This is a genomic window from Sinomonas terrae (assembly GCF_022539255.1).
Classification (GTDB): Bacteria; Actinomycetota; Actinomycetes; order Actinomycetales; family Micrococcaceae; genus Sinomonas; species Sinomonas terrae.
Window position 1 is genome coordinate 3,928,383 of sequence record NZ_JAKZBV010000001.1, and the last position, 12,660, is coordinate 3,941,042.

Sequence of the window (12,660 nt, forward strand, 5' to 3'; positions counted from 1 at the left end):
ACAGTATGTCTATGAGCCGTACGGTTTGTCTATGGCCATGTGGCTCGTAGCATTGTCCTTTGAGTGAGGGGAGCATCATGACCGCGAGTCTGTCCCAGCCGTCCTTGGACGCGCTTGCCCGTATGGGGACCTACGAGTCAGTGGACGAGATCCTCGCGGTGTTCCGCCCCGTCATTCATGCAGTGGCGGCCGCAGTGGGCCCGGGCTGCGAGGTCGTACTGCACGACCTATCGGCACCAGACCCCGACCTCGGCCACACCATTGCGGCAATCGAGAACGGGCATGTCACCGGACGTGAAGTGGGAGGCCCCTCTAGCAGCCTCGGGGCGAGCGTGCTTCACGACCAGGGAGCCGACCACAACGCCTTCGGCTATCGAGGGCTGACGAGCGACGGACGCCAATTGCGTTGCTCGTCCGTGTACTTTCGAAACTCGGCCGGACGCATCATTGCGGCCCTGTGCGTCAACTTCGATGTCAGCACAATCCAGCGAATGCGGGGCCTGCTCGACGGGTTGTTGGGCGAGGCTTCGGCGGATGTCCCCGAGCAGCCGAACGAATTCTTCGGACGCGATCTCGTGGCCGTGATGGACGCGATGGTCACTGAGGCGATCAGAGAGATCGGCAAGCCCGTGGACCAGATGAGCCGCGACGACAGGATCGCGGTGCTCACCAAACTGGACCAGCAGGGAGTGCTGCAGATGAGAAAGGGCGTCGAAAGCATCGCCGCCCGCCTCGGCATCTCCCGGGTCACTGCGTATGCGTATCTCGATGAGGCCAGGAACCAGGAAGCGGAAGAAGCTACGGGATAATCGGGGACCGGACCTTGTCGCAATTTCACGAATCGCTCCCGCCCACCAGGGGCACCGGCCCATCCGTCACGCCGGACTCGGCGCGCCCCGCGCCGCCGTCGCGCGGCGTCGCCCTTGTCCTCGGAGGTGGTGGAGCGGCTGGAAATGCATGGGTCATCGGGATAGTCGCTGGCCTTGCCGAAGCCGGCGTCGATCTGACGAAGGCCGCGGATCTGGTCATCGGCACCTCCTCGGGGGCCACCGCCGCAGCTCACGTGCGCAGCGGGATACCGCCCGCCGAGCTGTTGGCTTCGGTGCTGTCCACGTCAGCTCGGCCGGTCGGGCAGACCCGGGCGGCGCCGTCGTCCCTTTCGATGGAAACCGCGTTTGAGCGGCTGCGCGCCATCGGCGCCGCCGCCACCTCGGCGACAGACCTGCAGCGCGCCATGGGCGCATTCGGTCTCGAGAGCGACGCCAAATTCGGCTCGGACCGGGGAAAGCGGCGCGCACTTGTCGCTTCAAGGTTGCCGCGCCCCGAGTGGCCGGACAGCCCGATGATCGTGGTCGCCGTGAACGCCCATACCGGCGAGCTGGTTGCCTTCGACCGCAACTCCGGCGTTGAGCTGGTGGACGCCATCACCGCGAGCACGGCGATGCCAGGCCTCGGCCCCACGCACAGCATTGACGGCACCCACTACATCAACGGCGGCGTGCGCTCCACCGAAAACGCTGACCTTGCATCGGGCTATGCGAACGTCGTCGTGCTCTCGCCGTTCGGCGGACGGACCGGGCCCCTGCCGGAAGGACAGTTCGAAGGCCTGCGCAGATCACCGGAATGGGGCACAGACTTGCCGAGCCAGGTCGAGGCCCTGCGGCGGCAGGGCAGCCACGTGGAAGTGATCACGCCGGACCCTGATTCCGTCGCTGCCATGGGTACGAACCAGATGGATCCCGCGACCCGTATCCCTGCGGCCCGCGCCGGTTTCGCCCAAGGCAAGCAGGAGGCGGCCCGCCTGACGTTCCTGTAGCCGGCAGCTCCCCATCACGCCGTCACCTTCGCAGGGTCCGTCGACGACGACGCGCGGCCGCCCCCCCCCCATCACGCCGTCACCTCCGCACAGTCCCCCACAACGACGAGCAGGCCCCTCCCCATCACGCCGTCACCTCCGCAGGGTCCGTCGACGACGACGCGCGGCCGCCCCCCATCACGCCGTCACCTCCGCACGGTCCCCCCACAACGACGCGCAGCCGCCCCCCCCATCACGCCGTCACCTCCGCACGGTCCCCCCACAACGACGCGCAGCCGCCCCCCATCACACCGTCCCGCACGGTCCCCCCACAACGACGCGCAGCCGCCCCCCCATCACGCCGTCACCTCCGCACGGTCCCCCCACAACGACGCGCAGCCGCCCCCCATCACACCGTCACCTCCGCACGGTCCCCCACAACGACGCGCAGGCCCCTCCCCATCACACCGTCACCTCCGCACGGTCCCCCCACAACGACGCGCAGGCCCCTCCCCATCACACCGTCACCTCCGCACGGTCCCCCACAACGACGCGCAGGCCCCTCCCCATCACGCCGTCACCTCCGCAGGGTCCGTCGACGACGTCTGGGGGCGTGGCCACGCGGATATGACGCCGCAACCATCCCGGCAGCACACGCGTGCCGATGACCGGCGGAGTTCCCGACCATGATTGACGACCGCACCTGCGAATCTTCTATGTCTGTCAAGCTGCTGTTGTGACCGGGTGTTGGTGGAGTGCGTTGAGTGTGCGGTAGAGGTGTCGGGCGAGGTAGCGCTTGAGGCAGCGGCGGATCTCGCGTGGGGTCTTTCCCTCTGCGGTGCGCCGCTCGGCGTAGGCCCGCGTGTCGGGGTCGTGGGCCATTCTGGTGATGATCGCCATGTGAAGCGCGCGGTTGAGGCGCCTGTCGCCTCCCCGGTTGAGCCGGTGCCGGACAGTGTTCCCTGACGATGCTGGGATGGGGCTGACGCCGGCGAGGGCGGCGAAGGCGGCCTCGGAGCGGACCCGGCCGAGGTGGGACCAGACAATGTAGGCCACTGCGGCGGTGACTGGCCCGATGCCGGTCTCCTCCAGCAGCGCTGCCGCTGGGCTGGCCCGGAGCAGTTCTGTGATGCGTCCTTGGTTCTGCTTGAGCTCCGTATGGAGGGCGGTGATGCGCTTGGCCAGCCGGACGGCCTCGGTGCGTGCGGTGGCCGTGGCGATGTCTTCCGCCCGTGCCCGCCACCCGGCGGTCTCGGTGATCTGGGTGCCCGAGAGCGGGCGGCGGGCGTCGAGGCCGAGGTCCACGGTCCGGACCAGGGCGGTGAGGGCGTTGACCTTGGCCGTGCGCTCGAGCGTCATCTGCTCGCGGGCCGCGACGAGCACCCTAAGGGCTGCGCGCGCGCCGTCGTCCTGGCGTGGGATGCGCAGGCGGTCCTCATCAAGCGGGAGGGCGGCCGCGGCGATCGCTGCCGCATCGAGCGGGTCAGACTTGCCCGTGGTGGTCCGTGAGCGCATATAGCCCCTCGGGGCCTCCACGACTTCGAAGCCGGCGTCTGTGACGGCCCCGCTGAGCTGGGCTCCGTAGCTGCCCGTCCCCTCGATCACCCACAGCGTGTCCGCGTCGCCGCCGGTCCGGCGGGCTGCCCAGTCCATGGCCCGGCGCATGCCCGCGGCCGTGGCGGGGAACTGCTGGCAGCCGAGCTGCTCCCCGGTCGCCGCGCGGAGCACCGCGAGGGTGTGGGTGCGGGCGTGGGTGTCCACGCCGATGACGAACGGGCGGGACTGTGCGACAGTGGTCATCGCGGCCACGGGTTTCCTTCCTCTTGACGGGCAGATGCTTCGGGCCGCGTCGCGGCCGGCGTCGGCCCGGGTGAAGGTCACTCCGAGGCATTACTGTGATGGGCCACAGCCCAGGGCTGGGCAGTCTTCTGATCAAGCCATTCGGTGTGGGCCGGGCGGCGCCGGCTGCCAACCCCCGGACTGGACAATTCACTAGGAAGGGCCCACGGGGGGCCAGCGTTTGATTGAGTCACAGCCCGGGGGAAGACGACCAGCTTCTACCCTGCCAGCCGGTCCCGGACCAGCCATACCGAGCCTCACAGCGTTTGGTGCCCGACACGCCTGTGCAAGGGCGGATCGGGCAGTCAAAGACGGTCGGAATCCGGCGACGGCGAGTGGACCCTGCGGACGTGACGGCGCGAGCGGGCCCAACCCTGCAGACGTGACGGCGCGAGCGGGCCCAACCCTGCAGACGTGACGGCGCGAGCGGGCCCCACCCTGCAGACGTGACGGCGCGAGCGGGCCCAACCCTGCAGACCTGACGGCGCAAGCGGACCCGACCCTGCAGACGTGACGGCGCGAGCGGGCCCAACCCTGCGGAAGTGACGGAGCGAGCGAGGCGGGCGCAAGCAGGGCCTGCACGGTCGAGGACCGCACCCCCTGACCCGCTCTTCAGGATCGGCGCTCCCCCGTCATCGGCGTTCAGACGTCGCGGAGGTGCGGATTGCGGGAACCGTAGTACTCAGCAAGTCTCGCCAGTCCATCGTCGAGCGAGACCGCGGGCACCCAGTCGAGGAGCTCGCGGGTCTCGCGCTGGTCGAACCAGTGGGCGGTGGAGAGCTGCTCGGCAAGGAACTTGGTCATGGGCGGCTCCTCTTTCCGCCCGGCCCAGGTCCAGAGCCTCTCCACCACCGCACCCGCGGCCCGTGCCACCCCACCCGGCACAGACCACGACGGCGCGGGGGCGCCACCTGCAGCGCAGATGCCTGCAAGTAACTCGCCGACAGGCCGGGGCTCTCCGTTGCTCACCACGAGAGCCCTACCGTGGATGTGTTCCATGCGGTGCAGCGCGGCGACGATGGCCGAGGCGGCATTGTCCACGTAAGTGGTGTCGATGAGGGCCGCACCCGCGTCGAGCAGGGGCAGACGACGACGGCGGGCGCGCTCCAGGACCCGTTCCACCAGCTGCGTGTCGCCGGGGCCCCACACGATGTGGGGGCGGACGGCGACGACCCGGAATTCCGGCGTGTCCTCCGCCAGCGCGAGCAACTCGGCCTCCGCCTTCGTGCGGGAGTAGTCGCCGTGCGCCCGCTGCGGGTCAGCTGGCTGCGCGCCCAGCCCGGCAATGGCAGCGCCCGAGTTGGCCACGGACGGGGAGGAGACGAACACGAAGTCCCGCACCCCGGCTCCGCGGGCGCAGCGGAGCAGCCGGTGGGTCCCTTCGACGTTCACTTCGTCGAACTCTGCGGCACGGCCAGTGAAGGAAACCTTCGCCGCCAGGTGGATGATTCCTTCTGCGCCTTGGACCGCCGCCCGGACCGCTTCATCGTCCGTGACGGACCCACAGAAGTCAGCAGCGCCGTCGACTCCTGATGGGCGCCGCTGGAACGTCGTCACGGCATGGCCCTGACGGACCAGAAGGCCGGCCACTTCCCGCCCGAGCAACCCGCTCGCGCCGGTGACGAGGACCCTCATGGCTCTCCCGGACGGCCGCCGGCCAGGACCCGTGAAGCCCAGCGGGACAGGCGGGTCCTGTCGATCTTGGCGTTGTGCCGGATGTCGGTCGGCTGTGCGGGGACCACGAGCACAGCGGAGACCTCGACGCCAGCCTCGAGGGCCGCCGAGCGGACGCGCCCGGCGAGCTGGGGGGCAGCGGGCCCGGCCTTTCGGGCGGGAGGCAGGGTCTCGACGACGGCGACGACGGCCTGCGTCCCTGCCGGTCCGACTCCCGTGATGGCGGCCAACCGGACGCAGGCCAGGCGTTCGATGGCCTGTTCGGGGCCGACCGGGGTCACGACAGCACCGGGCGCCGTCACGACATGGGCGAGACGTCCCTCCACCCATAGGCGGCCAGCGGCGTCGAAGTGCCCCACGTCGCCAGTGCGGTGCCAGCCGGGCAGACTGCTGCTCCCCCGCTGGGTCAGCCAGAGCCTGTCGTACGCTTCCTTGACGTGTGGGGCGCTCACCAGAATCTCACCGGTCACGCCGGCGTCCGTCACGGGATGAGTCCCGGGTGCGGTGCCGTCGGCGGCCAAGGGGACGACGGCGACACGGGCGCCATGCACTGGCCTTCCCACGCACACGCCGTTGCCCGCTCCCGCCACGGTCCCGGCAGCAGCCTCGGCATCTGCCGCCTGTATTTCTTCGAGGCTGACATCCGTGACCGGCAGCGCCTCAGTCATGCCGTAGGGGGTATGCAGCGTGGCCCGCGGCAGCAGCCGCTGCACCTCCGCCAGAAGCGGTTCCGGGACGGGCGCCCCGGCGGACAGCAGCAACTCGACGCGTTGCAGTGCTCTATGCCCCACCTCGCTCAGGCCATCGCGCGTGGCGAGGACGTTCCGCAGAGCAGCGGGCGAGGCGAAGACCACGGTGGCGTCGATCGCCGCGGCGGCGTCCGCGAGCGCGCGGGCCGTCAGGGTGCGGGGCGCCGTGACGTCCATGGCCGGCGTCACCGAAACCGCTCCGAGCGCGGGGCCCAGCAGGGCGAACGGGGCGAAGCCCGCCACCAGCCGGGCGCCGGGAAAGATCCCGAACGTCTTGGCCACCGTGTCCCGCATCGCGGCCAGCTGCAGATGGGTGTAGAGCACGCCCTTTGCAGGGCCGGTGGAGCCGGAGGTGAACAGAACGGCCGCTGGGGCACTCGGGTCCACATTCGGCATTGGGCACTCTGTGCCGAGTTCAGCCCCAGACCGGGCCAGTGCGGCGAGGGAGGTCTCGACGCCCAGAGCGCGGCCGACGGCGGGCGGGAGGTCCCGGACGCTGATCCGCCGTCCCGGCCAGCCGAGCACCCGGGCGGCAGCCAGCGCCTTGTCGATTCCTATGAGGAAATCAGGCGTCGCCCCCTTCACCGCGCGGCTCAGGCCCTTGGTTCCCAATCCGGCGTCGGCCACTACCACCACGGCGCCCAGCCTGAGGCAGGCGTAGAGGGCTACGGTCAGATCCACCCCTGGCGGAACCATGAGGCTCACGCGGCTGCCGCTTCCCACCCCGGCTTCCCGCAGCCCCGCGGCGAGGTCAAAGATGTTCCGGTCCAGCTGCCGCCAGCTGAGCGAGCGGGTGGGGGTGCCATCCGGCGCCATCTCGGTGATGGCGGTGTCTCCTCCGGACTGGCTCGCTGCCTGCTCCCCGAGCAGGTCCCAGAGGGGCCGGAATCCCGACGGCTCGGACTCAGCCGCCTGCCCCTGACCGGCGCGCGGCGCGGGCTCCGCCGTCGGCGAGTCACTGCGACTGGTGTGCCCGGCGAGCCACTCGAAAAGGGGTGTGGCAATGTCCCGGTCTTCCGCGACCAGGTGCCCGGCGCCTTCGAAGCGATGCACTTCGGCGTGCGGAAACCTGCCGATGAGGTCCTTGAGGTACCGGTCGGAAAAGATGGGATCCCGCGGGCCCCAGAGCATCAGAGCAGGCACCTTCAGCCCGCGAACCCCCTCCGCTACATCGCTGAGGGTCCGGAAGCTCGGATGGGAAGCATCCACCGGAATATCAGCAACAAAATTCCCCACCCCGGCCCTCCGATCGGCTCCGCGGTAGGGGGCCATGTAGGCCCTTCGGATCTCTGACGGCAGTGGAGGCCTCGCCAAGGCGTGGGTCACCCGCAGAAAGGCGTCCGTCGTCGTCGTGCCCCACCCGTGCACGGCAGGGTGCAAGGCGAGCCGCAGGGCGGGCGGAATTTTGGAACCGACGGGCTGGTGGACGGCCGTGTTGGTGAGCACCACCCCGGCGAGGTGCTGCGGGTGCGCCAAGGCCCAGCCCAGGCTCACCACCCCGCCCCAATCGTGGCCCACCGTGACGACCGGGCCGTCCACGCCCAGAGCGTCGGTGAGGTCGCCGAGGTCATTGATCCGGTCGCCCAGACGCCGGAAGGTGCCGGTGCGCTCCGAGTAGCCCATGTCGAGTTGGTCCACGGCAATGACGCGCCACGGATGTGCCGGGTCCGATCCTGCGGCCAGCAGCCTCCGCCAGAGATAGGACCAGGTCGGGTTGCCATGGACACACAGGAGAGTGCCCTTTGGGACGAGGCCCCGACGGGAGAGCTGGGCGGCGTTGTCCAGCAAATGCCAGCGGCGCATTGTGCCAGGCGCATCGACGGCTGAGGTGGACTTGACGAGGATCGTCCGGGACCACTCTGGATCGAGCCCCGGCCAGTTGCTGCCTACCAAACGATTTCCACCATGCCGGTGTTCAGCCCGGAGCCGACGCCCATGCACAAGACCCTGTCCCCCGCGGTGAGCGACTGCGCCTCGGCCGCAAGCGTCATGGGGAGAGAGGCCGGCCCCACGTTGCCCCAGTACGGGAACGTGATCGGGACCCTGTCCGGGTCAAGATCAATAGCCTTGATGATCGCCTGGGTGTGGGCGTTGCTGACCTGATGCGTGACGTAGCGGTCCATGGCGGCCCAGTCCCACTCTGGCTGGGCTTCGCGCCAGGCTTCGACGACGAGCTGGAGGCCACCGTCGAGCAGGCCCTTCGCGTCAGTGGTCATGCCGTCGACGCCCCCCACGCACAATTCGTGGTGCTCAGTGCCGGCACGCATCACGCCGCCGAGAAGCCGGTGACCTCCGGGATGCGCATCCGCCGGGCCCAGGACTGCCGCGGCGGCCCCGGATCCCAGCGTGAGCGTGGCGAACTCCCGGTTGAATTCCTCACGCGTAGTCTCGGGCCGCTGCAATCGTGCCAGAGTGGTTTCCTGGACGGCTTGGGAGTCCTCACCGTTGACGATCACGGCGTACTTGATCTGCCCCGCGTCGATCATGTTGGCCGCCAGGATCATGCCGTTCACGAATCCAAGGCAGGCGTTGGCGAGGTCGAAGTTCATGGCCGACGACGTCAGGCCCAGTCGGTGGTGGATCTTCACCGCCACGGACGGCTCGAGGTTGCGCCGCGTGACCGAGGTGTTGATCAGCAGGCCGACCTGGGCAGGTTCGACGCCGGCCTCGGCGAGTGCCTTCGCGCCCGCTTCGATTGCGGCGTCATCGAATGACGTCCCTGCGGCCCACCATCGACGGTGCGTAATGCCCGCAACACGCTCAAGCAGCCGGGGCGGGAACTTCAGCCGCTGCAGGGTCGCGGCCAACTTGTGGTCGAAATCCGTGGAACTCACGATCCTCGGAGCTTCGACACTGCTCACCGAAAGCAGCGTGGTGTTGGTGTGCCGGAAGGTCGCGTTCCCTGCCAAGTCAAGCCCCTGTTCGTTTCCGTGCTGCATTCATGCCGTGACTGTACCCACAGAAGTGCAAGCCCAAGACAGAAGCGCAAGCCCAAGAGCTTAACTATGCCGGTACGAACCGCTCCCTGCCTATTTTCCGACCCGGTGCTTCTGGACCCGGATCAACAAGCGGGGCGTCCCGATCTACAGCGTGGCCCTCGTCGCCCCAGCGCTTCCACAAGGGCGAAGCCTTCAAGAAGGGCTCACGGAACGTTGGCCGGCACTACAAGCGGCTCAATCTCGTGATCGAGACCGGCTCCACCACCGTCTTCGCGATGGGACGGAGAATGGTCCAGATCAGGCGTAGATCTGGGCCAGCCACTCCGTGAACGCTGAGGTGTTCTCCTCGGCCCGCGCTGCGCGCTCCTCGGGAGAGGCCGAATCGAGCGAGAAGTCGTGAACCGTGAGGCCCACCCGGTCCCCGAAGGCGTTGCGGCCGAAGACGCGCACCATCGCATCCGCAGTCCGGAGCCCGAGGAAATTCTCGTTCCGGAAGTCCACGGTGGTCTCGACGGCGATGGGCGCAGACGCGCCGAGGCCTGGCAGTTCGAGCTCGCGCTTCTCGCCCTCGATCGTCCCGTCGAGGCCCAGCTGAAGCGCTTGAACGCATCCGCTTCGGCAGCTGCGTCAGGGCCGCGGACATCGCTGAACGCGACAGCGCGGCCGATGAAGTGCTCGAGATACTGCCCAAGGGTGTGGTGGTAGAAGACGGTGTGCTTGGCTGCGCCGTCGTACTGCTGCTCCCAGTTGTCGGTCATGACGCCCGAATGGACGTAGTGCAGCTCGGCGCCATCCGGCCCCGGCGTAATCACGTGCTCGAGCTGGTTGTACCAGCCGTTGGGACCCTCCATCCGCGACACGAGATGGGTGGGGTACTCATCGACGGTCCGGACAGCGGGCCATTGGTCGGTCGGGAACATCCACGATGCGGTGTCGTCGGTAACTGCTTGCCAGATCTGCTCCGGCGTGGCCCGGAGGACGCCGTCGTGGACGATCGTGAATTCGTGGTTCATGGCTGAATCTCCTGGCTTTCTGATGATGACAGGGACTGGCCCTGTTGACGGCGAGGATCCTTCTTGAGACTGGGATGAAGTGCGACGATGACGCGATGTGCTCGGCCGCCCGGCGCCTCCGCGTCGTGGTACTTCGTGGCGAGCCGGGCGACGTCCGCGGCCAGCTCCTCGGCAAAAGCAGCCCGGGACGCTGCGGATGCGAAGGTGATCTCGCCCTCGACCGCAAAGGTCGCAAGCTGCTGCTTTGCCGCAGCTGCCCCCATGATGAGTCGCCCGACCTCGTGGACCATGCGCGAGGCGAGCGCGAGCAGCCAATAGGCGCTGAAGCGGTCACGGTAGCGCGTGGGATCCGGCTCGACGGCTGCCAGCGCCGCTGGCGAGATGACGTAGGAGGCCGCGGTTGCTTGGAGCACCCGCTCCATGACGTTGCCCTTGCGGCGCTCCTCGACAAGCTCGATGAGGCCGTGCTCCTCGAGGGACCGCAGGTGATAGTTGATCTTCTGCCGCGGGAGGCCGACCTTGGCAGCGAGGCCCGCAGCAGACGAGGGCGTTGCGAGCTCCCGAAGGAGCCTCGCCCGGAGTGGGTCGAGGCTGGCCGCCGCTGCAGCGGGATCCTCGATCACGACTACGTCTTGCATGCCTCCAGTTTGGGTTCCGACAAATCTTTTTGTCAAGGCTGTTTTTGCTTTCGGTGCGCTCCGGCCCGCTTCTGGGCCCCCTGGAGGCGTGGCTGGGCGCGACGCGCCGACTTCTGAAGTGATTGGGAAAACACAACCGGGCGGGAGCGGGGCTACTGCTCCTCGAGCGTCTGCTTCAGCTCCCGATACTGCTCGGGCGTGATCTCGCCGCGCACGAGACGCTCATCGAGGATGCGCCGGGCTCGACTGCGGCCAGGAGGGGGAGGAACCGGCTGAATCGGAGCGGTGGGCATGGGTGCCACCGGATCAGGCGCGGAATTGTCGGGAGCGGTGGCGGTGGAATCGGCAAAGCCTCCGGGGGAAGGCGGCCCGGGCGGATACTCCCCGTGCGGGTACTGCCCAGTCAGGTACTGTCCCGGCGGATGGCCGGGCATAGGCGGCACCCCGGGCGGGACGTTCCCCTGGCCGTGCCATGTCTGATGGGTGAACAGCCGCACGGCGATCACCACGAGCAGGGCAATGACGATCAGGAGCAGGATCGCGACGAAAAGACCGCCGCCCATGCCCATTCCGCCCCAGGGAAGCATCGAAACCTCCAGGCTCGAACCACGTCGCGGGGCGTCCGCCAGCGCCGGATCGGGCTGTCGTGACGCCGAAGCGCCGTGATGCCAGAGTAAGTCCGACAGCCCTAAGTCCCTAGCCCCCAGCCCTTGCCAGGTACAGAATGAGGCCACTGGCCCGAAGTCGGGACCAGGTTGGGGCAGACGGAGGAACACCGTGGAACGGGATGCAGCACGGAAAATGCAGGGTCAGGAGCCTTCGAAAAAGCTGCGGGTCTTCATCCTCGACGACCACGAACTCGTGCGCCGCGGCCTGCAGGAGCTGCTCGAAGACGAGGGATTCGAGGTCGTGGGAACGTCTGGCAGCGCCGCGGAAGCAGCGCGGCGAATCCCGGCGCTCCACCCGGACGTCTCGGTCCTGGACGTGCGGCTGCCCGACGGAACGGGAATCGAGGTCTGCCGCGACGTGCACAGCGTGGACCCGTCACTCCCCTGCGTGATGCTCACGAGCTACGACGACGATCAGTCCCTCCGCGGTGCGATCCTCGCCGGCGCGAGCGGGTATGTGCTCAAGGAGATCCGCGGGACGGATCTCGTTTCCGCTCTCCGCCGTGCAGCTGCAGGCCAATCGCTCTTCAGTGCAGAGGCGAGGGCAAAGGTGCTCGGCAAACTGACGCCGACGCGCAAGGTGGACCCGCGGCTCGCCCTGCTCAGCCCGCAGGAGCGGCGCGTCCTCGACGCTTATCGGCCAAGGCCTGACGAACCGTGAGATCGGCAGCGAATTGTTCCTCGCTGAGAAGACGGTGAAGAACTATGTCTCCTCCCTTCTCGCGAAGCTCGGCTTCGAGCGGCGGACTCAGGCTGCACTGTTCATCGCCCGGAATCACCCGGCAGCGCATTAGATACCCGCACTGCCTCAGCTACCCGCGCTGTCTCAGCCTCGCTTGACCTCGATCTTGTTGGAGAGCCGCGCAGGCTTCTGCTCTGGGATCGGGACGCGGATCTCGAGCACGCCGTCGGTGTAGGTCGCGGTGACATCGTCGGCAGAGGCCCCTTCGGGAAGCGCAAGCGTGCGGGTGAAGGAGCCGTAGCGGAACTCGGTTCGATAGCCGCCCTTCTCCTTCTCCTCCTGCCGCTCCTCGCGATGGGCCTCGATGCGGAGCTGGCCTTCCGACACGCTGACGTCCACGTCCGTCTCGGGATCGATCCCGGGGAGTTCGGCCCGCACGACGAGCTCACCGTCGTCGACCAATTCCTCGACCCTGATCTCGGCCGACGCGACGGGGTCTCCTTCGAACAGTCTCTGGAACAGCTCAAACGGCGATCGCCGGGAATCGAACCACCTGGTCAGATCTGACATGACGGCATTACCTCTTTCCCTCACTGTTGGAGCCGCCCTCTCGGGCACGGGCAGTTAACCCGCAGGACACCAGCTTGGGCGAGAGCTCGGGCA

General features: G+C 68.3%; 10 protein-coding genes and 1 pseudogene. 3 read left to right on the forward strand and 8 right to left on the reverse strand.

The features are described 5' to 3' along the window. The first annotated feature begins 77 nt into the window (after window positions 1-77). The gene (locus tag L0M17_RS18155) at window positions 78-809 is read left to right on the forward strand and encodes a helix-turn-helix transcriptional regulator (protein ID WP_241055798.1); all 732 of its coding nucleotides are present in this window, start codon (window positions 78-80) and stop codon (window positions 807-809) included. Between the two features lie 14 nt (window positions 810-823). Next, complete coding sequence (locus L0M17_RS18160; protein ID WP_241055799.1) at window positions 824-1,816, forward strand: patatin-like phospholipase family protein; 993 nt, start codon at window positions 824-826, stop codon at window positions 1,814-1,816. 702 nt (window positions 1,817-2,518) lie between these two features. Here the strand turns inward: L0M17_RS18160 and L0M17_RS18165 are convergent. The 7 genes from L0M17_RS18165 to L0M17_RS18195 all read right to left on the reverse strand — a co-directional run bounded on the left by L0M17_RS18165 (window position 2,519) and on the right by L0M17_RS18195 (window position 11,234). Beyond that, window positions 2,519-3,595 carry an IS110 family RNA-guided transposase gene (locus L0M17_RS18165; RefSeq protein WP_241052565.1) on the reverse strand — a complete coding sequence of 359 codons (1,077 nt, stop codon included), beginning with the start codon at window positions 3,593-3,595 and terminating at the stop codon, window positions 2,519-2,521. Window positions 3,596-4,276: 681 nt separating this feature from the next. Beyond that, complete coding sequence (locus tag L0M17_RS18170) at window positions 4,277-5,269, reverse strand: NAD-dependent epimerase/dehydratase family protein (RefSeq protein ID WP_241055800.1); 993 nt, start codon at window positions 5,267-5,269, stop codon at window positions 4,277-4,279. Next, complete coding sequence (locus L0M17_RS18175) at window positions 5,266-7,950, reverse strand: alpha/beta fold hydrolase (protein WP_241055801.1); 2,685 nt, start codon at window positions 7,948-7,950, stop codon at window positions 5,266-5,268. The genes L0M17_RS18170 and L0M17_RS18175 overlap by 4 nt, the downstream gene beginning before the upstream one ends. Next, on the reverse strand, window positions 7,944-8,996 hold the full coding sequence (locus L0M17_RS18180) for a 3-oxoacyl-ACP synthase III (protein ID WP_241055802.1): 1,053 nt from the start codon (window positions 8,994-8,996) through the stop codon (window positions 7,944-7,946). Before L0M17_RS18180 ends, L0M17_RS18175 begins: the two co-directional genes overlap by 7 nt. A 297-nt stretch (window positions 8,997-9,293) precedes the next feature. Beyond that, the gene (locus L0M17_RS22785) at window positions 9,294-9,497 is read right to left on the reverse strand and encodes a hypothetical protein (RefSeq protein WP_308196899.1); all 204 of its coding nucleotides are present in this window, start codon (window positions 9,495-9,497) and stop codon (window positions 9,294-9,296) included. Window positions 9,498-10,005: 508 nt separating this feature from the next. Beyond that, on the reverse strand, window positions 10,006-10,647 hold the full coding sequence (locus tag L0M17_RS18190) for a winged helix-turn-helix domain-containing protein (RefSeq protein WP_241055803.1): 642 nt from the start codon (window positions 10,645-10,647) through the stop codon (window positions 10,006-10,008). Window positions 10,648-10,799: 152 nt separating this feature from the next. Beyond that, entirely contained in the window at window positions 10,800-11,234 is a 435-nt protein-coding gene (locus L0M17_RS18195; RefSeq protein ID WP_241055804.1) for an SHOCT domain-containing protein, read from the reverse strand. A 214-nt stretch (window positions 11,235-11,448) separates the two neighbouring features. On the opposite strand from L0M17_RS18195, the pseudogene L0M17_RS18200 reads away from it, so the two are divergent. Beyond that, window positions 11,449-12,109: pseudogene (locus L0M17_RS18200) on the forward strand (response regulator). 32 nt (window positions 12,110-12,141) lie between these two features. Here L0M17_RS18200 and L0M17_RS18205 read toward each other — a convergent pair. Then, the gene (locus L0M17_RS18205; RefSeq protein ID WP_241055805.1) at window positions 12,142-12,567 is read right to left on the reverse strand and encodes an Hsp20/alpha crystallin family protein; all 426 of its coding nucleotides are present in this window, start codon (window positions 12,565-12,567) and stop codon (window positions 12,142-12,144) included. Window positions 12,568-12,660: the final 93 nt, after the last annotated feature.